Origin of the sequence: Thiothrix fructosivorans (assembly GCF_017349355.1) — a bacterium.
In the GTDB taxonomy this organism is placed as follows: domain Bacteria; phylum Pseudomonadota; class Gammaproteobacteria; order Thiotrichales; family Thiotrichaceae; genus Thiothrix; species Thiothrix fructosivorans.
In genome coordinates, this window is record NZ_JAFMPM010000004.1 from 52,161 (window position 1) to 74,062 (window position 21,902).

General features: G+C 53.4%; 25 protein-coding genes and 2 pseudogenes. 15 read left to right on the forward strand and 12 right to left on the reverse strand.

The genetic code is table 11. The features are described 5' to 3' along the window. Positions 1 to 9: 9 nt before the first annotated feature. Positions 10 to 150, reverse strand: a complete 141-nt coding sequence (locus tag J1836_RS21925; RefSeq protein ID WP_372447652.1) for a type I restriction endonuclease subunit R, EcoR124 family — start codon at positions 148 to 150, stop codon at positions 10 to 12. A gap of 550 nt (positions 151 to 700) precedes the next feature. On the opposite strand from J1836_RS21925, the gene J1836_RS00545 reads away from it, so the two are divergent. After that, complete coding sequence (locus J1836_RS00545; RefSeq protein WP_207249209.1) at positions 701 to 1,231, forward strand: ProQ/FINO family protein; 531 nt, start codon at positions 701 to 703, stop codon at positions 1,229 to 1,231. Between the two features lie 19 nt (positions 1,232 to 1,250). Here the strand turns inward: J1836_RS00545 and J1836_RS00550 are convergent, their stop codons facing one another. Both J1836_RS00550 and J1836_RS00555 read right to left on the reverse strand, forming a co-directional pair. Continuing rightward, positions 1,251 to 1,844, reverse strand: a complete 594-nt coding sequence (locus J1836_RS00550; RefSeq protein ID WP_207249210.1) for a CDP-alcohol phosphatidyltransferase family protein — start codon at positions 1,842 to 1,844, stop codon at positions 1,251 to 1,253. Positions 1,845 to 1,919: 75 nt separating this feature from the next. Beyond that, a pseudogene (locus tag J1836_RS00555) lies at positions 1,920 to 2,156 on the reverse strand (DNA alkylation repair protein); the annotation flags it as partial. Between the two features lie 103 nt (positions 2,157 to 2,259). On the opposite strand from J1836_RS00555, the pseudogene J1836_RS21880 reads away from it, so the two are divergent. Beyond that, a pseudogene (locus tag J1836_RS21880) lies at positions 2,260 to 3,196 on the forward strand (IS1595 family transposase). Here the strand turns inward: J1836_RS21880 and J1836_RS00565 are convergent. The 5 genes from J1836_RS00565 to J1836_RS00585 form a co-directional block, all read right to left on the reverse strand. Continuing rightward, the gene (locus J1836_RS00565) at positions 3,141 to 3,704 is read right to left on the reverse strand and encodes a DNA alkylation repair protein (protein ID WP_242632658.1); all 564 of its coding nucleotides are present in this window, start codon (positions 3,702 to 3,704) and stop codon (positions 3,141 to 3,143) included. The pseudogene J1836_RS21880 and the gene J1836_RS00565 overlap by 56 nt on opposite strands. A gap of 99 nt (positions 3,705 to 3,803) precedes the next feature. After that, positions 3,804 to 4,115: a hypothetical protein gene (locus J1836_RS00570; protein ID WP_207249211.1), complete on the reverse strand. Its 312-nt coding sequence runs from the start codon at positions 4,113 to 4,115 to the stop codon at positions 3,804 to 3,806. A gap of 56 nt (positions 4,116 to 4,171) precedes the next feature. Then, the gene (locus J1836_RS00575; RefSeq protein WP_207249212.1) at positions 4,172 to 4,528 is read right to left on the reverse strand and encodes a DUF2958 domain-containing protein; all 357 of its coding nucleotides are present in this window, start codon (positions 4,526 to 4,528) and stop codon (positions 4,172 to 4,174) included. Positions 4,529 to 4,798: 270 nt separating this feature from the next. After that, positions 4,799 to 6,523: a DUF4942 domain-containing protein gene (locus tag J1836_RS00580; RefSeq protein WP_207249213.1), complete on the reverse strand. Its 1,725-nt coding sequence runs from the start codon at positions 6,521 to 6,523 to the stop codon at positions 4,799 to 4,801. An 11-nt stretch (positions 6,524 to 6,534) separates the two neighbouring features. Then, on the reverse strand, positions 6,535 to 6,723 hold the full coding sequence (locus tag J1836_RS00585; RefSeq protein WP_207249214.1) for a hypothetical protein: 189 nt from the start codon (positions 6,721 to 6,723) through the stop codon (positions 6,535 to 6,537). A gap of 310 nt (positions 6,724 to 7,033) precedes the next feature. Here J1836_RS00585 and J1836_RS00590 point away from each other — a divergent pair, with 310 nt between their 5' ends. Then, positions 7,034 to 7,408: a hypothetical protein gene (locus J1836_RS00590; RefSeq protein ID WP_207249215.1), complete on the forward strand. Its 375-nt coding sequence runs from the start codon at positions 7,034 to 7,036 to the stop codon at positions 7,406 to 7,408. Between the two features lie 134 nt (positions 7,409 to 7,542). Here the strand turns inward: J1836_RS00590 and J1836_RS00595 are convergent, their stop codons facing one another. From J1836_RS00595 to J1836_RS00605, 3 genes are read right to left on the reverse strand one after another with little or no spacing between them, the layout of a single operon-like run. Next, the gene (locus J1836_RS00595; protein ID WP_207249216.1) at positions 7,543 to 8,523 is read right to left on the reverse strand and encodes a tyrosine-type recombinase/integrase; all 981 of its coding nucleotides are present in this window, start codon (positions 8,521 to 8,523) and stop codon (positions 7,543 to 7,545) included. 6 nt (positions 8,524 to 8,529) lie between these two features. Beyond that, positions 8,530 to 9,129 (reverse strand): mobile mystery protein B, encoded by a 600-nt coding sequence (locus J1836_RS00600; protein ID WP_207249217.1) that lies wholly within the window; start codon positions 9,127 to 9,129, stop codon positions 8,530 to 8,532. Between the two features lie 20 nt (positions 9,130 to 9,149). Further along, a complete protein-coding gene (locus J1836_RS00605; RefSeq protein WP_207249218.1) occupies positions 9,150 to 9,605 on the reverse strand; it encodes a mobile mystery protein A in 456 nt (151 codons plus the stop codon). Positions 9,606 to 9,784: 179 nt separating this feature from the next. Here J1836_RS00605 and J1836_RS00610 point away from each other — a divergent pair, with 179 nt between their 5' ends. The 7 genes from J1836_RS00610 to J1836_RS00640 all read left to right on the forward strand — a co-directional run bounded on the left by J1836_RS00610 (position 9,785) and on the right by J1836_RS00640 (position 14,487). Continuing rightward, positions 9,785 to 10,117 (forward strand): helix-turn-helix domain-containing protein, encoded by a 333-nt coding sequence (locus J1836_RS00610; protein ID WP_242632659.1) that lies wholly within the window; start codon positions 9,785 to 9,787, stop codon positions 10,115 to 10,117. Between the two features lie 90 nt (positions 10,118 to 10,207). Then, positions 10,208 to 10,504 (forward strand): type II toxin-antitoxin system TacA family antitoxin, encoded by a 297-nt coding sequence (locus J1836_RS00615; RefSeq protein WP_207249219.1) that lies wholly within the window; start codon positions 10,208 to 10,210, stop codon positions 10,502 to 10,504. Further along, positions 10,501 to 11,043, forward strand: coding sequence for a GNAT family N-acetyltransferase (locus J1836_RS00620; RefSeq protein ID WP_207249220.1), 543 nt, complete (start codon positions 10,501 to 10,503; stop codon positions 11,041 to 11,043). Before J1836_RS00615 ends, J1836_RS00620 begins: the two co-directional genes overlap by 4 nt. A 65-nt stretch (positions 11,044 to 11,108) precedes the next feature. Beyond that, positions 11,109 to 11,534, forward strand: coding sequence for a DUF4143 domain-containing protein (locus J1836_RS00625; protein ID WP_242632660.1), 426 nt, complete (start codon positions 11,109 to 11,111; stop codon positions 11,532 to 11,534). Beyond that, a complete protein-coding gene (gene istA, locus J1836_RS00630) occupies positions 11,446 to 12,963 on the forward strand; it encodes an IS21 family transposase (protein WP_207249221.1) in 1,518 nt (505 codons plus the stop codon). The genes J1836_RS00625 and istA overlap by 89 nt, the downstream gene beginning before the upstream one ends. After that, entirely contained in the window at positions 12,956 to 13,708 is a 753-nt protein-coding gene (gene istB / locus J1836_RS00635) for an IS21-like element helper ATPase IstB (protein WP_207249222.1), read from the forward strand. The genes istA and istB overlap by 8 nt, the downstream gene beginning before the upstream one ends. A 332-nt stretch (positions 13,709 to 14,040) precedes the next feature. Continuing rightward, positions 14,041 to 14,487: a helix-turn-helix domain-containing protein gene (locus J1836_RS00640; protein ID WP_207249223.1), complete on the forward strand. Its 447-nt coding sequence runs from the start codon at positions 14,041 to 14,043 to the stop codon at positions 14,485 to 14,487. Positions 14,488 to 14,739: 252 nt separating this feature from the next. On the opposite strand, the gene J1836_RS00645 is transcribed toward J1836_RS00640, so the two are convergent. Continuing rightward, complete coding sequence (locus tag J1836_RS00645; RefSeq protein WP_207249224.1) at positions 14,740 to 15,513, reverse strand: transposase; 774 nt, start codon at positions 15,511 to 15,513, stop codon at positions 14,740 to 14,742. Between the two features lie 230 nt (positions 15,514 to 15,743). Here J1836_RS00645 and J1836_RS00650 point away from each other — a divergent pair, with 230 nt between their 5' ends. The 5 genes from J1836_RS00650 (at position 15,744) to J1836_RS00665 (ending at position 21,759) form a co-directional block, all read left to right on the forward strand. Further along, positions 15,744 to 16,613 carry an IS982 family transposase gene (locus J1836_RS00650; RefSeq protein WP_207249225.1) on the forward strand — a complete coding sequence of 290 codons (870 nt, stop codon included), beginning with the start codon at positions 15,744 to 15,746 and terminating at the stop codon, positions 16,611 to 16,613. A 107-nt stretch (positions 16,614 to 16,720) separates the two neighbouring features. Then, on the forward strand, positions 16,721 to 18,445 hold the full coding sequence (locus J1836_RS00655; RefSeq protein WP_207249226.1) for a Tn3 family transposase: 1,725 nt from the start codon (positions 16,721 to 16,723) through the stop codon (positions 18,443 to 18,445). A 101-nt stretch (positions 18,446 to 18,546) separates the two neighbouring features. After that, positions 18,547 to 18,819 (forward strand): hypothetical protein, encoded by a 273-nt coding sequence (locus J1836_RS21345; RefSeq protein WP_242632661.1) that lies wholly within the window; start codon positions 18,547 to 18,549, stop codon positions 18,817 to 18,819. 55 nt (positions 18,820 to 18,874) lie between these two features. Continuing rightward, complete coding sequence (locus J1836_RS00660) at positions 18,875 to 19,765, forward strand: ISAzo13 family transposase (protein ID WP_242632662.1); 891 nt, start codon at positions 18,875 to 18,877, stop codon at positions 19,763 to 19,765. Between the two features lie 209 nt (positions 19,766 to 19,974). After that, the gene (locus J1836_RS00665; RefSeq protein ID WP_207249227.1) at positions 19,975 to 21,759 is read left to right on the forward strand and encodes an AAA family ATPase; all 1,785 of its coding nucleotides are present in this window, start codon (positions 19,975 to 19,977) and stop codon (positions 21,757 to 21,759) included. Positions 21,760 to 21,902 lie beyond the last annotated feature (143 nt).

The window sequence follows — 21,902 nt, forward strand, 5'->3', positions numbered from 1 at the left end:
CGGAACCCGCTACAAGGTCGATGACGGCTTTACGGCGTTGTGCCTTGGTTCGGTCGTCTCGCCCTTAATTTTCGCAATCTCGCGCAACAGGTTGAGGATATACGCCACGTTGATCTCGTCGCGGTGCATCAGTGCCAGTTCAAAATCGATTTCATCGAGAACCGATACTCTGTCTTTGCGTTCGCGCTTTGTCTTGTCGTGTAAGGGGTCACTTCAGAAAACGGAAAATGAAGCACGCTAAGGAAAGGACTGTCAGGTTGAAACCTAAGATGTAGCCCGTACACCGTCAGATAATGCTGAAACAAGCCCTATTCTGACATATCTTGTGTTCTCTATCTGACATCAGGTTAGGGTATGCCCCAACCGTACAGGTATCAACTTAACGTGCTTTGTTTTCCGTTTTCTGAAGTGACCCCTGCTAGGACAAACCACTGCCACCAGTCCTGCTACCAGCAGGTCTGGTGTCCTCATGCCAAACGTCAGTGCGGAAAAAGTGCGTGCGTAGCTGGCACTTTTGGAGAGGTTAGGGATGTGTAAGGCGGAGTCCCACCGGGATGTAGCGATAGCGTAACCTGTAGCAGCCCGGCCTGTAAGGCAACCCGCCACCTTGTAAATTTATAATCCCGTGTTAGATTGGTAAGGAAAGTATCGGTATTGCATCCGTTTACACTCTGGAAACCTTGGACAACAGCCTTACGCCATGACCGACAAACCACGTAAAACCCTGTCACTGACCAGAAAAACAGACAAACCAGAAGGAACACCATCCTCTGTCATCAAAACCGTAGCGGGTAAACGGATCATACGGCGTGAAGCATCAGCAACCCCATCACCCCCTCGCAACAAACCGGTCAAGGGAAAAGCCCCCCGTAAAAAACCGGCTGCCCCCAAAAAAGTGGTCACTCCTCCCAGCACCATCCGCGAGCAAGAACTCGATCAACAACTCAATGGGCATTTTGGGGCATGGCGTGATCATCTGCCACTGGCAGTAGGTATCGAAAAAGCCATTTTCCGCTACATCAGTGAGAACCACGTCAGTGCCAGCAAACGGGTTGTACAGCAACTGCTGCTGCATCACACCTCGACTATTCAATATTTGAATAATATTATGCAGCAGCCGATGAGATACAACCTAGACGGCTCACCCTCAGGTGAAATCATCCCGGCAGAACGGGAATACGCAAGCCAGAAATTGACCTCATTGCCGCCCGCGAACACCTCGGGTCTTTAGGCCAGAAACCTGCAAGCAGTTATCCCCGATCATGCAATGCCTGCAACCTGATCGCGTGCAGCAGGGTAGGGACATCATACTTCCATTCCCGTAACACCAGGGAGATAGCCAGCCCCTCAATATCGGCGAGGATGCCCGCATAGATGGCCGCCGAAACCAGTCCATTGTCGACACCAAATATCAGCAAGGCGCTGAAACCAACAAACAGGCAAATTCCCCATAGTTTGGATGACCACATGTGGTAACTCGCCTCGCGCTGGAATTTCACCATGTCCAGCATATAGCGGCTGAGTTCCAGTAGGACAAGAATAGAGAGGGGGAACAAGCGTTCGTTTATCGCTGCGGGATACAAATACCAGGCAGCATAAGCGGCCCCAATGTAAAATACTGAATCCGCCATACTGTCCAGTCGCCGCAGATTCGGCGTAGCAATACCCAGACGGCGAGCCAGAATGCCATCAACAATATCTGACAGGAAAGCTGCCACCAAACAAAAACCGAATGCAGGTCTGGACGGATAATAAAGTGCCAGCAACACCACTATTGGCCCCAGTACCGCCCGTAAAACGGTAAGCGCCAAGGGTAGGCTTTTGACGACATGCAAACCATTCATACTCACTCCCCCCCTGTTTGACCTATTGATGAAACTGACGCCATCACCTATTCGCTAGCGACAACTATGCCCGATCTACTTTTGTAAATACCGCTGCCGTTCTTCCGGGCTAAAATGCTCAATGGCATAGCGCAACATCGTGCGCGGCATAATCCGGTAATGGGCTTGCAGGAAGGTGGTTTCAACTACCCGGTCACGCTTGCCGATTTCCCGCAACATCCAGCCAACGGCCTTATGGATGAGGTCTTCCCGGTCAGCCAGCAATAGTTTGGCAATAGCCAGCGCATCCCCAAACTGGTGCTGGCGGATAAAGAAAGAGGCTCAATATGTGTTTCAGGGTCTTGTCTTTCTTGGCATTGCAAACGTCACGGACAGCGGTAAAGTTAGCCATTTCCGATAACCAAGGAGAGGCTTCATGACCTCGCTCATCAGTATTTCCAGCCTGACCAGTGATGCCGCCTGTTTCGAGCAAGTCCGTTCCCTGCGTTGGCCTAATGGGGTGATTTGTCCGCACTGCGGTTCACAGGAAACAATCCGTCGAGGCAAGAATGACACCCAGCAGGAACGCCAACGTTACCAGTGTAAGGATTGCCAAAAGCGTTTTGATGATCTGACGGGGACGGTGTTTGAAGGTCACCACCAGCCGCTGAAGGTGTGGGTGTTGTGCCTGTACCTGATGTCGTTGAATCTGTCCAACCAACAAATCGCCCGCGAATTGGGGTTGAACAAGGATGATATTCAGGCGATGACGGAACAGTTACGGCGTGGTGTCGAGAAAAAAAACGCCAGTAAGCCTGTCTGGGAATGTTGAGTTTGATGAACTCTACGTCAAAGCCGGACACAAGGGAAATCCCGAAGCTGTAGCGGATGCAGGGCGTGAAGGCCGCCGCCGCGCCCTGAAAGGTGCGCCGGGACGTGGGACACTGGAAAAGGACAAACCACCCATCTTCGGCATGATCCAGCGTTCGGGGGAAGTCATGATCCGTATGCTGGCGAATGTGAAACAAGTGACGATCAAGCCGCTGATTTTGGAAACGGTGACGGCAAGCACACTGGTGTACACCGATGAGTACAACATTTACAGCCGGTTGGAGGCATGGGGTTATGCCCACAAAACCGTCAATCATGGTGCAGGCGAATATGCCCGTGATGAAGATGGTGACGGTTTCCATGAAGTTCACGTCAACACGATGGAAGGTTTTTGGTCACTGTTGCGCTCATGGTTACGCCCACATCGGGGCATCTCACAAGAAAAGCTGCCGTGTTACCTTGCGCTCTTTGAGTATTTGCACAACCTCAGGAAACGGGGGCAAGCAGCCCTACATTCCTTGCTTTCACTGCTGCTGCGATAAGACCCTGAAACACATATTGAGCCAAGAAAGAAGTGGCAATCATGGCAATACGCCGCTCCCACAAGCTGCTGGAGGCTGCTAGGGTGTACAACACCTGCTTGTCCCGCCCGTGCAGGTAGATCCCCATAATGTACGGTGCAGAGGTATCTACCAGATCCCAGTTATTGATGTACTGCGTGTTAGCAAGGTACAGCGCATGGATGTCAGCTTGTTGCTGTGCTGTACCCCGTTGGAACTGGTCAACCAGTAACAACAAGGCAAACAGGCGCACCTCATGGAGAGGGGAATGCAGCAGCAACAGGGCTTCCTCCAGCGGCAAGTCCCGGTATTGCCTCACCTGCTGGCGCAATACCGGGATACGGATTCCCAAAAACTGGTCGCCTTCGCCATACTCCCCAGCTCCTGTCTTGAAGAAGCGTTGGGCATGAGCAGCATTATCGGCGTTGCCCAATGCCTTTAGGCTGTTTTCTATCTGTACTGCGCTGACCATCGGGTTGCCATGCTCCATTATGCCGGTTGGATGCAGACATTGTGGCAGCTATGCTGCACCAACTCACCAAAAAAGCAGACCCGCCATATCGGGCGGGTCTGCGGTTGCTATCACCTATTATCCTGCCTGTCCGGGCTGCCAGTCTTTTGCCAGCGAATCCAGTCTGTTTTCATCAAAAACTGGAGCATCTGAAGGCGGTTCCCCAAACACATCCAGCAGGGTTGATGCGGGTGGTGGTTCCTTAGCAGGCACATCTGCTTCCACCACCTCACACAACACCCCATTCTCAAACTCAACCGAATTGACCGGCTGCAACATCCCAGTCTGTACCAGTTGATCGGCGATAGTGGCAGCAGCTTCCTCATCGGGTGCATCAATCACCCGCTCCACATACAGCACTTGCTGCGCGTAAACAATATATTGCGGCATGGCTTGTCTCCTTGTGGTCAGTATGGCGGGCAGTAAACACTGCCCGCCCAAGTAGGTCAGGCAATAATCTGGCGATGTTGCCGCGCTTCTTCCGCATAGGCAGACAGTGTTTTGTCCGCATTGAACCCCAAGTCACGCTCTACCGGCAACTTGAGCCGACCACGGACAGTACGGATTTCAGTCAAACTGACTCTCCCCAGCTCAGGAAACCCCAATCCAAGGTCACATAGCCCGAAAGCAATGTCAGGGTCTTCCGGGTCAATCTCACTCAGTAACCAAGTGGCTGCGGCATCTGGGGTGAATAATTTGATGACTGGCATCGGATCAAAGTCTTCATTCTTTGCCATCGCCTCCTGTTGTTTCCGTCCATTTGCCAGCAGTTGGGCATATTGCGCTTGGGTAAACAGTTTCATTGCGTTCTCCTTCTTCAGGTTGGTTTAAAAGATTGCCAGTTCAAAACCCGGCAACCCTTGCCTCGCTGGCGAAGCGTGGGGGTAGCAAGCCGCAAGGGGAGGGGGATCACCCGGCCTGCACAAGGGAACGCAGTGAATGCGGAAGGTTGGGGATACCCCTTGCGGGGCGCGTGGGGCGAAGCCCCTAGCATCTTCATAACCTGCCAGTGCTGTCACCAGCACTGACAGATTTTGGTGACTGGGGCAGGCAACCTGCCCCAACCTTGTGTGCTATGGCAGTACAGGCAGCAGTTGCTGGCCTCCCTGTCCTGCTGCTGGACTAGCCAGCAAACAATCAAGCGGTATGTCCAGCCGGACGCAGGTTTCGGTATGTGCCTGAATGAGCCGCTCAACATACTCCGGGTTATCCAGCCTGCACTGGTAGCGGGACAAGTCTTGTGTATTGATGGACATCTGGTTGGTGACTTTCTCGGCCTGTTCATACTGTTGCCAGAATGCGGCGGTGACAGCACCTTCCTCGTTGGGTAGCCATTGGCGTAGCCGCCCAACTGTCCGGTTCAGCCGGTCTATCAGGTCTTTGCGCTTAGGGTACAGGTGCACGGTCTGCGCACCGGGGTAGTAACGAAACTCGAAATAATCAGACTCATGGCGTCTTGAGTTTTCGATAGGATTGTCGAGGGCTGCCTTTACCAACCCATAGATGCCACCCACATCCTTGCCATCCAGTGCCGCAAAGCTTTTGTCAATGTCGCCCAACGCCTCCCGTGCCTCACGGTCAAGGTAGTTTCCCCAACGCTTGCAATTGACCGGGATAATGATCCTGCTCATTTTGATCCGCCAAGCTGCCGCCCGGTGTTTGGCATTCGATTGCCATGCACGGTAATAGGCGCGGTTATCCGGGTAACGCTCGGTAAAACGGTCGAAAATGTCGATCATCATTTCATCGGTCATGGCGGTACGTTGCAGGGCAACACCAGCCAGAAAACCGTGGATATTGGCTTCGGTGAATTCCAGTTGGGCAACTTTTTTGTATTCCGCCTGAAAGGCTTTCAGTGCTGCCGTACTAAGCTGCTCATAGAACCTGATCCCGGACAGGATGTAGTTCCATGCTTTCTCTTTCAGCTTGTCATGTTCCTTATTGAACTGGTCTTGCACGCTGCGGCTGTCTACGGCACGGGCTGCCTGTTGCTGCATGACCCGTTTGCTGCGCTCCTGATCCGACTCCAACAAGGAACCACCAAGAATGCTTGACCAGCGGGCATACTCGCAGGCCAGAACAGCATCAGACTCCAGTTTCCGGTACAGCACATCCCGTGCCGCCCGGTAAGCCCTGACGGCTGTTTCAATAATGTTCTCCGGCAAGCAAAGGTCAGTCACATCCCCCCGGATTTCCCCAAACTCAAAGGTTTCATAGTCCAGCTTCAGGCCATCCAGATAGCTGTGGGCAACCGGCGTTTCCTTTTTAAGCCACACCAAGGCACATTCAACGGCGGTTGTCCGTTGGGTATCCGGTGCAAGGAATGCCCCCTCAACATACTCAACACTACCATATGTCCCAATCATCTCCTGAAGGTATTCCCTGTCCTTGGTATTGGGGTTTCTGAGTGTTTCAGCATTCAACAGGCAAACAATCTCGGCATTCCTGACAATATGCCACGCATGGATCAGGTGTTTGGCTCCCAGCCTGAACGGTGGGTTCATAATGATATGGGTGTACAGGCGTGATGGCTCGAACGCCAAAAAATCATGCCCCACAACACTCACACCAGCGGTCTTACCCAGTATCTCCAGCCGCTCCGGGTCAATCTCACACACATCCACGATAGGCCGGTTACTGCCATAACGTGATTCTGGTATGGCTTTCACCAGATCACCCGTCCCAGCACTCGGCTCAAGGATATGCCTATCCCGGTGCAGATAGGATCCATCACGAAAGGCTTCCCACATTCTCACTGCCAGACTGACAGGGGTAGGGTAATATTGTTCCTTGTCCATACCCGTTCCCCCTAGCAGTCATCACATTCAAAATGCACAGACTCAAGCATTGGTTCTTCACCATTCTCCAGCCTGAAGCCATCCAATGAGTGGTGTTCCTCTGCCCACTCGGTCAACTGCCTGACCAGTTCTTCCTTGCTGATAGTCTCGGCTTCCACGCGGAAACCAACATTTATCCAGAAACCTGTCCTTGCTTTCATCGCTCTTCTCCAGTTGATTTAAAAGGTTGCCAGCTCAAAGCCCGGCAACCCTTGCCTCGCTGGCGAAGCGTGGGGGTAGCAAGCCGCAAGGGGAGGGGGATCACCCGGCCTGCACAAGGGAACGCAGTGGACGCGGAAGGTTGGGGATACCCCTTGCGGGGCGCGTGGGGCGAAGCCCCTAGCCATCTTCAGGACTTACGCCAAAACGTAGAATGCGGTGCATCCCTAAAAAAGTTCTTTACATTGGAAAACTCTAATATTAGAATTCTCTTATATTAGAACTTAACTGAATTTGCTAGGAAACATACACATGAAATTACAAGCTATCGCATTCGCTGCCCTGATCGCCCTGTCTGGTGCTGCTTCCGCTGAATTCTTCGACGGATTTGACAACGGTTCTGCTGTTGGTAACAGCGCAGGGCAGGGGACTGGTACGACATCTGCCAATGGCAACACTTACGGTAATGGTGCTGGCGACGTGAACGGCTGGGGTCGTGGCAAAGGCGACGCGGACGGCGAAGTTGATTTCAGCATCAACTTCAAGGGCAAAGGCAAAACTGACATGGCTACCGACATGGCGGCCAACGGCAAAGGTAATGGTGACTGGTACGGTGCAGGCAATGGCTACGGCTACGGTGCTGGCAACGGCAATGGTTACGGCTACAGCAACACTGCCAAGCAATAAGGCTTCAAACTCATTCAGTGAAGGGCGTAGAACGCCCTTTACTGCGTGCAAAATTTCCTAGCAGAGGGAGGATTTCTTCGGGAATCCTCCCTTTTTATGTAGTGAATGCTTAAACCGTCTAGCCTGCCACATCGTTAGATGATGATCTTTTCCACTTCATCCAGTGAAATTTCATCATAGGTGCGGTCGTAGAGCTTGGTGGTGCGTGGTGATTCGTGGTTGGCCATTTGCTGGGCTTTTTCCAGCGTCCCGCCATTCTTCAGATAGGTCGTGATCCCGGTTCCCCGGAAAGAATGGTTGCAGATGCCTGACAGGGAAAGCCCTGCCGCTGCAACCCTGCGCTGCACCATCTGCCAGGCATAGGTTTGCAACATCCGGTTTTCGGTCATGGTTCCGGTCTTGCCCTTGAAAGTGCGGAACAAGAACCCTTTTGGATCATCCCTAATCCCGGCAGCCTCGATATACTCATCCAGATACTGTTCCAAGGTATGGTGGGCAGGCATTTCATGGTGTTTGCCACCTTTCTCGTGCAAACGGATCCACCAGCGTTTCCCATTCGGGTAGTAATCCTTGACCCGCATTTTGGCAGCCGCATCCACACGGGCAAAACTGTAAACCATCAGGGCCAGCAAGGCCCGGTCACGCAGGCCAATCAGGGTATCCACAGGAATACTGTTAAACAGGACGCGGGTATCTTCAGGGGTCAGGATAGGGGTCTTGCCCCGCTTGACCACATACTTGGGACCGCGCACCGCCTGTGATGGGTTGGTTTCCATTACATGCCCCACCACCAGCCAGTCAAACAACTTGCGGATTGCCGCCATATGCTGCTTTACCGTCGGCGCAGAAACATGTTGCTGCAACTGCTCAACATAGGTAGCCACATGAATGGAGTGTATCTGATGGAGTTGCAGGTTCTGGGAATGGCACCAAAGGAAAAACTGGCTGATGTCCGTGTGGTACGCACGCCGGGTATTGGGGTTGCGGATCTGGGCAGTGAAGAACTCGACGAAACGGTAAGTGGCACGTTCACCGGCAGCACAAATGAGAACCGGCAACTCAGTATTGCCGAGGGTGACGATGGCAGAATTTTGGGGGGTACTGGTCAGTAACATATGCCCTTATGTCTCCTTATTGGAGGAAACAAACGCAATCAGAGGCCCGTAATCATTCTTGTCCGCTGACCGCAAAGCCTGGATATAAACCTGGCGATGCGCCCCACTCTTATCAAGTACGTTGCCTCCCCACTCAATCGGTGGTACACCAAGAACCTTTTCCATGATGACATCCGTCACGATCCGTGCGTGCCTGCCATTACCATTGGGGAACAGATGAATCTTGACCAGACGATGATGAAAACGGGCAGCAAACTCTTCCCTGCCATAGGTATCATGTTCTACCCAGTAACGGGCGTCATTCAACAAGTTACGCAGTTCAATGCCGATATAAAAGCGGTCAACACCGATATTTTTGTCGGTACGGCGGAAATTACCTGCCCATGCCCATACTGCACCGAACAGGTGTTTGTGGAAATCCAGCAAAAAAGCTTCCGTGAGAAAATCCTTATGCTTGCGCTGACGCGCCAACCACTGGTAACCATCCTGGATGTTTTGTTGTTCAAGCTGATCCAGCTCACCACGGGTTTCAATGTGCGGGTGCTTCAGCCCTCCGATTTCATCAGGATCCAGTGGGGTTGCGCCTTCTGGGTATTCAATTTCCATGGGTTGCACCCTCCAGTTTGTTACGTTTCCCATAAATCGCGGGGCATCTCACGCAGTAAGCGTTCGGTTTCAGCATCAATCTGCATTTGCAGTTTGGCTACGGGGAGTTGCTGGGACTCCAGTGCCATCTGGATATGCGCTTTGTCAACCAGCATTTTGGCTTTTTGCTGTGCCTGCTGATGCAAATAGTCAGCAATAGGTCGGCGCGGAACCAGCGCATAATACAGGTCACAGTCCAAGGCATCCGCAACGCGGCGTAATTGCTTGAGGGTGATGCGGTCTTCGGTTTCCATCCGTTCCATCTGCGATGCTTGAGCCTTGCCGATACCAATTCGGCTAGCCAGTTGGGAAGCACTCATCCCTAAGGCTTTGCGAAGGGTGCGAATCCACCCTTCACGTGGGCGAACAATCCCCTTCAGATCGGGAAGCTGTCCCAATTTTGCCTGGTACTGTTCCAGGATGATGTGCTTCATCATGATTTCTACTACCTATATGTAGCCAGACAATACGTATATAGCTACATATTTATAGCCGTAATTAACTTATTTGGCAATATATTTATAGCTTTTACGCTCGTAACATATCCCCATCATTGATTTAAGGTAAACCAAAAAATACCATAATCATGATAGAGATACATTTGGTTTACCCTATAATGTCAAAGATCGAAGCAATCATGCCGCTTACCCTGAAACGCGCCATCAGGAAACTGGGCCATGACATCAACACCGCACGGCGGCGACGGCAGTTGACCGTTACCATGATGACTGAACGAGCGGGCATTTCCAAACCCACCTACCTGCGGGTAGAGAAGGGTGACCCGAATGTGTCTTTCGGCATCTACTGCATGGTGCTGTTCGCCCTAGGAGAAGCCGACAGGATCAATGACCTGCTGGACATTTCACGGGATGAAACAGGTCTGCTGCTGGATGAAGCTAGGTTGCCTAAGCGGGTACGCACCCAAAAACAAACACCAGCGGCATTCTGAATGCACCATTAGCACTTTCACCAACGGAACTAAATGTTGCCAAAATGGCAACATTTTGCTAATCTGCCGGTATCCAGTTCAAGGAGCATTATGATGTCAGCTACCCATTTAGACCCCAAAACAGAACGGGTTGTCAGCCGCGTTTCACCTGAGGTAAAAGCCCTTTTGGCACAAGCAGCATCATGGGCGGGTTTTTCCTCCATCAACCAGTTCATCGTCCAATCAGCACTCCGTGAAGCGGAAAGGATTGTCCAGCATGAGCAGGTTATCCGCTTGAGCCTGCGTGATACCCGCGCATTCCTGCACGCCCTGGAACAACCACCCAAGGCCAATGCCGCCTTACTCCGGGCTGCCAAGCATTACAAGGTAAGTGTCACCACCGAATGATGCTTCCATACGATGACAAACTGCTCATCCAACCGTTGGACAGTAACCACCTGCGCGGCAAGTTCGACTGCGGGCAAGCTGACTTGAACAGCTATTTGCAGCAGACCGCCCAACAACACCAAAAGAAACAGGTTTCCAGAAGCTGGGTGGCAGTGCGCCCGGAAGCCCCTGAAACCATACTGGGTTTCTATACCATCACGCTGGCGGAGATTCCTCCAGAACACCTTAACAGCAAAGACGCCAAGAAACTGCCCAAGGCCAATTTGCCCGTTGTCCGGCTATCAAGGCTGGCGGTTGACCAAAACCATCAAGGGTTACAGATCGGGCAACGCTTGCTGGTTGATGCCATCGTCAGAACGGTCCGGTTATTGGGTGACTTTGCGGTCGTTGCCATGATCGTGGATGCCAAGGATGCTCGCGCATCCTCTTACTACCAACATTTTGGGTTCATCCCATTGCTGGATGACCCGCTTAAGCTCTACCTGCCTGCCCAAACATTGATTGACGTTTATGCCAGCATGACCGACAGCCAAGTGTAAGTGCTTACACATAGCTGCTGGGTATAGAAAATCCTGTGCAATTGGCAGGTCATCCAGTAGTCGGCATGAGCTGGGAAGGCTTTGTACTGGAAAATCTGCTGGCCGTATTACCTTGGCGGTCATCGGCTTTCTTTTACCGGACAGCTAAAGGGGTTGAAATGGACTTGCTGATTGAACGTGCGGATGGCTCCCTATGGGCCATCGAGATCAAGCGTTCACTGTCGGCGAAGGTGGAACGCGGATTTTATGCGGCCTGTGAAGATGTCAAACCGCAACGCGCCTTTGTGGTCTATGCCGGTGATGACCGCTACTATTCCGCGACAATTATCTTGTCCGGTCGGCGACAATTACGGTGGCCGGTTGAGTTGGTAGACTCAGGCGCATTTCTCCAAGGAGAAACTGATGCCTGGATTCCCCATCAATACTCAACAATACAGGCTCTATATGAAACTCCGAGAAGCAGGGCTCACGCAAGTGAGCGCCGCCGTTAAGGCGGGCATTTCCGAACGGACAGGCCGCCGCCTAGAACAGCCAAACCGCGTTCCCCCCGATGGACATCAAGTCCCCCGAAGCTGGCGCACCCGTACTGACCCACTGGCTGGGGTTTGGGACAGTGAGTTGCTCCCGCTGCTACAAGACAACCCCGGACTGTTACCCAAAACCTTGTGGGAATACTTGTGCCAGCGTTATCCCGACCATTATGACAGCAAGGTGGAGCGCACCCTGCAACGCCGCATCAAGGCGTGGAAGCTGCAACACGGCAACCCGCTGGAGGTGATGTTTTTGCAACGCCATGAACCGGGGCAGCAGGGCATTTCTGACTTTACCCAACTGAAGCCCAACGGTATTACCCTCAAGGGGGAGGCATTTGCCCACCGCTTTTACCATTACCGGCTGGTTTACAGCGGCTGGTGCCATGTGAAGGTCATTTGTGGCGGCGAGAGCTATGAAGCCTTGGCAACTGGCTTGCAGGATGCGTGGTGGCGCAGTGGCGGCACACCCCGCGAGCACCGCACCGACAGCCTCAGCGCGGCCTACAACAACTTGGCGGAAGAACAAACACTGACCCAGCGTTACGCGGCGTTGTGCCGCCATTACCACGTCAAGGCCAGCCGCAACAACAAGGGTGTTGCCCATGAGAACGGCGCAGTGGAAGCCGCCCACGGGCATTTCAAGCGCCGCCTCACTCAAGCCTTGCTGCTGCGGGGTTCCAGTAATTTTGACGCACTGGCGGATTACCAGGCGTTTGTGGATCAGGTGGTGCTGGTCATCAACAAAGCGTGCCGGACACGCTTTGAAGAGGAAAAACCGCAGTTGCGTCCGTTACCCAAACAGCGCACCCATGACTATGCAGAACACCCGGTGATGGTATCCAGCAGCAGCACCATCCGCTTCAAACGCATCACTTACACCGTCCCTTCGCAGTGGGTGGGTACGCCATTGTTGTTGCTGGCCTATGACGAACGGCTGGAGTTGTACCACAGCACCGTCCATTTGCTGACCCTGCCGCGCTTGTATGTGCCCAAGGGCATTAACGGGCGTTGCGTCAATTACCGCCATGTGATTGATTCGTTGGTGCGTAAGCCCCAAGCCTTCCGCTGTTCACAAATCCGCGATGACCTATTGCCGAATGCCGATTACAAGGCCATCTGGGCGCAGGTGGACGCCACCTTGCCACCCGCCGAAGCCAGCCGCTACATGGTCAAGCTGCTGTATCTGGCGGCCCAATCAGGCCAGGAGCTAGCCATCGGGCAGTTTGTCATGCAACACCTGTCCAGCCCCGCGTTGCCCAGCATTGCGCAGTGCCGCGAGCGGTTTGCCCCGGAAACCCCCAGCCATATCCCGGTCATCCAGTCACAGACCGTGCCACTGGCGGCTTATGATGCCCTGTTGGGCATGACGGGAGCTGCCTATGGCTAGTCTGGAAGCCCTCCCCATCCTGTTAAAGGAACTCCGTCTGGGTACGATGGGCAAACGTTGGGAAGCCTTGGCTCAACAGGCATTGGACGGGCAATGGTTGCCGCAGCAATACCTCGCCTCACTGTGTGAGGAGGAGGTCAATGAACGCTACCAACAACGCCTGAAACGCCACCTGCATGAAGCCCAGCTACCCGCAGGCAAACGCCTATCACACTTTGACTTCAGCGCCGTCCACGGCATCAAGGCCAACCAGGTCAAGGCATTGGTCGAACAACCCCAGTGGGTCAAACAGGCGCATAACCTGCTGCTGTTTGGCCCCAGTGGCATCGGCAAGACCCATCTGGCGTGCGGCATCGCCGCAGGCTTGCTGGAAAAGGGCTTCCGCGCCAAATTCTTCAGCGCCACCGTCCTCGTCCAGCAATTGCAGCAGGCCAAACAAAAGCTGCTGTTGGCGGAGATGTTGCAGCGTCTTGACCGTTACGAGGTACTACTGCTGGATGACATCGGCTATGTCAAAAAGAGCAACCAGGAAACCCAAGTGCTGTTTGAGCTGATTGCCCACCGCTACGAAACTGGCTCACTCATCATCACCTCCAACCATCCCTTCAGCGAGTGGGGGCAAATCTTCGAGGACAACATGATGACCATCGCCGCCATCGACCGCCTCGTCCACCATGCCACCATTCTGGAATGCCAAGGCGAGAGTTACCGCCGCCAATCCGCCATGAACAGGAGGCAAAACTAACCCCCTTTCACACGACAACTAACCGGACAAGATAGTTGTCGCCGACCGGACAAAGTAATTGACGCGGCATACCGCTACCCCATCGCGGAGGGGGTTGAGGCCATCAGCATCCGGGGGATGATAGGGGAGTTGCTCGCGGACAGCCCGCTGACACCGTCTCTGGCATGACGGGTGTGAACTTTTGCTGGGGTGTTTTTGCGCCCTACATTACATATGATAAAAGGCATTATCATATGCAATGTGACCATGATCGACTGATCAGCATGACACTTTGATAATTATTTGGCCTATAATTTTGGGTACTATTTGGCGTATCCCGGAGGCCGCACAACATGGATGGATTGGCCACACTGTCAGAACAAGATCGGCAAATTGCCTTGGAACGGTTCCATCTCCTCCAGCCGTACTTGGAGAATCAGGTACGGTTGCGCCAGATTGCACAGGATATCTCCATCCCTTACCGGACACTCCAACACTGGATTGCCAATTACCACCAATTGGGTTTGGCAGGATTGACCCGCAAAACCCGTTCCGACCAAGGCAAACGGCGCGGCTTGTCGGTTGGGCTACAACAGTTCATTGAGGGGTTGGCGTTACAAAAGCCACCGCTCCCCATCACAGCCATTCACCGTCAGGTTAGCCAACTGGCCAATGACCGGCAGGAAAAAATACCCCATTACCACCAAGTGTACAGCATCATGGGTATTTTTGCCCAAACCGACAAATCGGACTATTCCACCATTTTCCCACGTTTGAATAGTACAACGTTGGCGCACTAGCAAGGTTTCCATCGCCTGCCAGCAGGCCACCACCGTGGGGAGGTGCTGCGGTTGGGGGGCTTTGAGATGCCGGTTGGCGGTGGATCGCCGCGAATGGCGTGGCAGGTAACGGCTACAGAAGTGGAAGCGGAATGCCCCCAAGGTATTTTTCAAGGTGTCAAACAGGGTTTCAATCCGGGTGCGGTGGCAATACAGGGTGAGGATCGTTTCCGTGTCCAGCGCCAAATCCGAACACATCAGCAGGATCGGGCCTCAGGGAGTGACTGCCCACACAAATTGCAGCGGCTGCCCCAAGGGTTTCCACCACAGGATAGGGGACATCAGGCGCACCTGCTCCTCCTTGCCATAAATGCACAGGGTCACATCGCGGAAGAAATCGTCATGGTCAAAGGCTTCCCATAACACCAGCTTCATCCCGTACTGGCGTTGCCGTCCGCGTTTTCCCGGTGGTTTGGGGGGAGCCGGGAAGTACGCCACGTAGTTCTTTTTGGCGCGGGTGATGACCTGCACCAGTGGCTGTTGCAACGCCACCGACCAAACCGAGCGTGCCAACCGGAACACAGAAGCCGTTGCAAAGAACGCATCCAGCACCAGCCACACCGGGCGGTCATTACCCAGCGCAAACGACAACGCCATCTGCACCACCCGTGTCCCCAGCTTGAGCGCCGGGTCGTGGGTGTCTTCCTCCCCCAAATGCCGGAAACCCTGATGGAGCTGCAAACTCAGTGGCAGGCAAAAACAGGCGGACAGACTCCCCACCAGCAAACCCACGGCTCCCCAACACTGCCCCCGGAAATAGTCCGGTTTGCTTTGGGTCTCCGAGGTTTCCCGCAAGGAAACCACTCCCGGCATCCGCCCACCATCCTTGACCACGTGGGTAGGGTCGCCCAGCACCACCAAACGCCCCGCCACTTCCACCAGCGGCGCATGGGGCAACACCCACCGATGCCAGCTCGCCCGCAACCGCTCAGGATGGTAAGACCCGGCACGAAAAAAAATGGAGCAACCGATAGTAGCCCCGTTCATCCGATAACCAGTAACGGCACATCGACGTGACCCCGCCCATCTCGGTGGTCGCCAAGAAACTCAGGATGATGGCACAAAACAGCAGCCAAGCCTGCTGGCGCGAAAATTCACTTTTAAAGTGCTGAAGGCTCTAGTATAACCTGAGTTCGGGATAAAGAAAGGAAGCAGCCTTTCATGGGACAATGTGAGTAACCACACTCTGCGTTGACCCCACCAAAGGCTGCCCCCAAATGCTAACACGCTTATTCTGTGAGATTGACGATTTTTGTCAGGACTTCCTTTCCGAGTGGAACAAGACGTTGTTGACACCGAAAGGTGGGCATCGCCGTCGCCATTGTGGCCTCAGCGAGAGTGAAATCATGACGATTCTGGTGCACTACCATCAAGCAGGGTATCGCACCTTCAAATGGTACTACCAACGCCATGTCGCCGTTTTCCTCAAGGGCTATTTCCCGCAACTTCCCAGTTATCAACGCTTTATTGAATTAATGCCGCGCGTTCTCTTGCCGTTAACCCTGTTTATGCAGCAACGCTGTCAGACGGGACGGGGTATCGCCTTCATCGACTCTACCCCCTTGAAAGTGTGTGAGAATCTGCGCATTCCCCGTCATCATACCTTTCGCGAAAACGCGGGACGGGGCAAATCGTCAACGGGCTGGTTTTACGGGTTCAAACTCCACTTGGTCGTGGATGACTGCGGCAACATTTTGTCGTTTGCCCTCACTTCCGGTAATACGGATGACCGTACACCGGTTCCTACCTTGCTGAAGGCTATCGTGGGCAAAGTCTTTGGTGATCGGGGCTATATTTCCAAAGCCTTGACGGCATCATTGGCAGAACAGGGGATCGAGTGGATTACCTCGTTGAAGAAAAATATGAAAACAGTGGCGCGGGATACCTTCGATGTACTGATGCTGCGCAAACGGAGCATCATCGAGACCATCAATGACCCGTTGAAAAACATTTCGCAGCTTGAGCATACACGCCACCGTTCCCTCGCTAACTATATGATTAACATCATCGCTGGCTTGGTGGCATATTCCTATCAAGACAAAAAACCAGCGCTGAATTTGAAAACATCAGCACTGGTGGTGATTTGAATTAGCAGTGAGCTTATCCCGAACTCAGGTTAGTATAAATCGGATAGCATGATGTCCCTTGGATAATAGGTCGCTGGTAACGCCTACTCTAAGGGATTTCATACTGCTTGGGGGAATCGGGAGAACTTACGACTGTTGAGACTGACAAAGCACCCACCGATTTTCTGGAAGCAGAGGAAAGTGCCGCGCTAGTCCGGGAATATGGGACATTCCGCCCTTCGCTTTACAAAGTTTTCCTGTTCCAGCACGTTGCTGAAGCGGTCAAATCCGGTCACTTGAATCTCCCGCAATCCTACAAATACCGCCCGATGGACAGCTACCTGATTGACCGGGAACGTTGGCAACGTGACAAACAGATGCTGTTGGAACGGGCAGGGCTTACTGGCTTCATTGATCCCGAACCCGTACTCAAAACCTTGGATGCCGCCTTGTTACGGCAATATCAGGACACCAACGCCGCCATTGGCAACAACCCGCACCTGAACTTTCGGGCTGATGGCAGTTTCTACGTACACACACCGGCACTGGATGACAACGAAACCGGCACGCTACAGGAACTATTCCCCCAGCGGCACGATGTGCCGCTGGCCCAAGTACTGGACACCATCGACCAGCATTGCGGGATGCTCAGTGCTTTCGGGCACTGGCAGCAAACCCATACCCCGCAAGCAGCGTCACGGCCTGTGCTGCTGGCTGGCATCATGGGGCTGGGCTGTGGGATCGGTGTCCGCAAAATGGCACGGATTTCTTCGCGCCTGACGGAAAACAAGCTGGAGCATGTGGTCAACTGGCGCTTTTCGCTGGAAAACATCCGCTCCGCCAATGACCGGGTACTCAAGGCGATGGACGCGATGGAACTGCCCAACCGCTACCGGCGTGAGGCGGGTAGGCTCCATACTGCCAGCGATGGCCAGAAATTCGAGGTGCGCGGTGAGTCCCTTCATGCCAGCCGCTCGTTCAAGTATTTTGGGCAGGGGCAAGGTGTCAGTGCCTACACGTTTGTGGATGAGCGCCACTTCCTGTGGCATTCCCTGATGATCAGCGCGGCTGACCGGGAAAGCGCCTATGTCATTGACGGGCTGATGCGCAACGATGTGGTCAAAAGCGACATCCATTCCACCGATACCCACGGCTATACCGAAGCCATTTTTGGTATTATCCACCTGCTCGGCTTTTCCTTTGCCCCGCGCATCAAGGGCATCGGCAAACAGACCCTGTATATCTTCCGCCCCAAAAACCGGGCAGACCCGGACTGGAAAATTGCCCCGGACAAAACGGTCAACGCTGACCTGATCCGCGAAAACTGGGATGACCTGTTACGCCTTGTGACCACCATCCAGCTCAAGGAAAATACCGCCTCCGACATTTTCCGCCGTCTCAATTCTTACTCCCGGCAACACGCGCTTTACCAAACGCTGAAGGCGTTCGGTCAGATTATCAAATCGTTGTTCATCCTCCGCTATGTCAACGAAATCGAACTCCGACAAGCCATTGAAAAGCAGCTCAACAAGGTTGAACTGTCCAACAAGTTCGCCCGTGCGGTGGCGGTTGGCAACCCCCATGAATACACCCAAACCGAAAAGGAAGAGCAGGAAATCGCCGAAGGCTGCAACCGGCTGATCAAAAACAGCATCATCTGCTGGAATTACCTCTATCTGGAACGGCAACTGGAACGGACGGTTGACCCGGAAGCCAAGGAAAAACTGCTGCGCACGATTGCCACCCATTCACCCATGAGCTGGGCGCACGTCAACATGCTGGGGGAATACGATTTCTCTGACGAAAAGCTCAGGGATTCGGTCGGGGTTCTTCCCCCGAAATCGGTGGCTTGAAACGGGGGGAATTCCGGGGAAGGCTAAAATGCTTAGGAACTGTCCCGAAATAACTTCCCTCTTTTCTGCCAACAGCGAATGGGGGAAGATAGCTCCCCGCAATGCCAATCAGCACCAAGGATGAGCCAGTGGATGTTTACCCATCAGCCGTAGAAAAACAAATGCAGCGTTTCTACCAGTCCCTCAATGAACGTGACCGCCGCCGTTACGCTGCGGTGGAAGCCGTCCGGCTTGGGCACGGGGGGCAGGACTACATTTCCCGGTTATTAGGCTGTGACCCCAAGACCATCCGCCACGGATTAACGGAGTTGGAGTCAGAGGACGGCTTGTCCACCGTAGGGCATCGAAAAAAAGGGGCGGACGCAAACGGTTGAACGACATGCTCCCGCAATTGGGGGAACATTTCTGCCAAGTTTTACAGGCGACCCGATGCGTGAGGCGGTGAAATGGACGAACCTGTCACGTCGACAGATTGCCCAGCGCGTGCAGGCATTGGGTACATCGGCAGGGAAAAACGTGGTGTCGCGCCTGTTGCGGGAACACGGTTATCGTCGCCGCAAGCCCCAAAAGAAACGCACCCTGGGGCAACACGCCGACCGAAATGCCCAGTTTGAAAAGATTGCCCAACTCAAACAAACCTACCTGCAAGCAGGCAAACCCGTGATCAGCATTGACACCAAAAAGAAGGAACTGCTGGGCAACTTTTACCGTGAAGGGGTGACGGATGCCGTCGAACCCACGGAGGTCAATGACCATGACTTCCCCAGCTATGGCAATGGGCAAGTGATCCCCCACGGCATCTACGACCTTGCCCGCAACGAAGCGGCACTGCACCTGAACACCAGCCACGACACCACGGAGTTTGCCTGCGAAAGCCTTGGCTTATGGTGGCGCGAGCAAGGAAAACCTAACTACCCCGAAGCTGACGGGCTATTGATCCTATGTGACGGTGGTGGCAGCAACAGTTCCTCTGCGTACCTGTTCAAGCAAGACTTGCAGGCATTGGCGGACAACCTGAACCTGAAAATACGCATCGCCCACTACCCGCCCTATTGCTCCAAATACAACCCGATTGAACACCGCCTGTTCCCCCATGTGACCCGTGCCTGCCGGGGTGTGCCGTTGGAAACTGTCGAAACAGCCAAACACTACATGGCAAAAACTGAAACCACCACTGGCATGAAGGTCGTTGTCCGCATCATCAGCAAAGCCTTTGAAACCGGGCGTAAGTATGCCCAAGCGTTCAAGGAGAACATGACCATCCAGTTCGATGATTTCCTGCCAAAATGGAACTACTCTGCTGTCCCTCAGTTTCCCTGATTTCGGGAAGTTATTTCGGGACAGTTCCTTACAGACCTTGTGAATTCAGGCTAATGCAGAGTTTCCTTGGTACCTTTATGCAGATAGACCCATTTCTTAACAATTTTCTGGGTGAAGCCGTCGCGTGATGGTTGCAATGGCTAATCACGAACAGCCCCCCTCACCCGTTGTGCTATTCTGAAGGCATCAACATTCTAGGATTTGTTAGCATGATTCGCTTTCCTTACGGCATCAGTAATTTTCACGCCATCCGCACTGAAGGCTATTTATACCTTGACCGTACTCAGCATATTCCCCTGCTGGAAGAAGCAGGCAAGCAACTGGTGTTCCTGCGCCCGCGCCGTTTTGGCAAATCCCTGCTGCTATCCACACTTGCGAATTATTACGACATCAAGACCGCTGACCAATTCGATACCTTGTTTAGCGGGCTGGAAGTCGGGCGTAACCCAACCCCAGAGCATAACCGTTACCTGATCCTGCGCTGGGATTTTTCCAAAGTATCGGCGCAAGGCAGCATTGATGACATTAGAAGCAGTTTATTCGAAGTGTTGAATCAGGAGTTTGAAGGATTCATTGAAACCTACCGAGATCATCTAACTTCTCCGGTGAACATCCGTGAAGATGCATTGGCTACCTTCATGGCGGTGCTGAATAGCGTACATCTGAGCGGGCAGCAGCTTTACCTGCTGATTGACGAATACGATAACTTCGCCAACGAAGTATTGGTGCGTGACCCGCACAACAGCCGCCGCTATCAGGATTTGCTGGAAGGTGAAGGTATCCTCAAATCGTTATTCAAGATCATCAAGGGCAGTGCCGCTGAAGGCAAAATCGGGCGCGTGTTTATTACGGGTGTATCGCCACTGGTACTGGCGGATATGACCAGCGGCTATAATGTAGCCACCGATATTTCCCTCATGCCACGTTTCAACGCCCTGTGTGGTATTACCCAATTGGAACTGGGCGGGCTGGTAACAGGTGTTTTGCAGCACTGCAAACAGGATGAAAATCAACGCGACGGCTTGCTGCAAACCTTGAAACAGTTTTACAACGGCTACCGTTTCTGTGACCAACTGGACAAGCCGCTGTTATACAATCCCATCCTGTGTTTTTATTTCCTGCGTCACTATCAGGATGAATGCAAAGCCCCGCGCCAAATGCTCGACGGCAACCTGATGATGGACGCCGCCCGTATCCGTTACCTCGCCACCCAACCCAGTGGCACGGGTGTGGTGGAACGTATTCTCGATGAAGAAAACACCATCACCCTCGACATCCTCGAAACCCGTTTCGGCGTGGAAAAACTCGCTGACCTGCAACAGGATGAACGTTACCTGCTGTCGCTGTTGTATTACTTCGGCGTACTGACCATTGTTGACACCGATATTTTAGGCAAACTGACGCTGGGCATCCCCAATCTTGTCACCCGTGCCTTGTACGTGGACGAATTGCGCCAGCGCATTCTACCAGCCCCCAAAGACCGCATTGCGGTTGCGAATATGGCAGAAAAGTTCTACCAATCCGCCGACCTGCAACCTTTGGCGGATTATCTGGAGCAAAAATATTTCGCCGCATTCAACAACCGTGATTATGCGTGGAGTAACGAACTCACCATCAAAACCGCATTCCTGACCCTGCTATTCAACGACATTTACTACGTGGTTGATTCGGAAACCGCCCTGCAACGCCGTTATGCCGATCTGGTGCTGGTCATCCGCCCCAGTATGCGCCAGTACCCTACCCTGAAAGACATTGTGCTGGAATTCAAATACCTGTCGTTGAGCGATCTGAAACTAACAGGCGAACAAGTGCGCGAACAATCCCGTGAGAGTCTGGCACAACTGCCTGCTGTGCAAGCTGCCCTGAACGCAGCCTTGCAACAATTGCAGCACTACCGCTCAGTATTGGCGGAAAAATACCAAGAACCGCAGCGGTTGCATTGCATTGCCGTGATCGCCTTGGGCTTTGACCGTGTGGTGTGGCAGGCACTATAAGCTGTCAGTGGGTAGCTGGCGCAGGCAACTCTGCCAGCGTCTGCTTGTGCTTGACCAACGGGCGCAACGATACCCCCCACCCCCGCCACTGCCCCTAGGTAATACAACGCGGTCGTGCTTTAGATGAGTTGGAACCTGGTTTG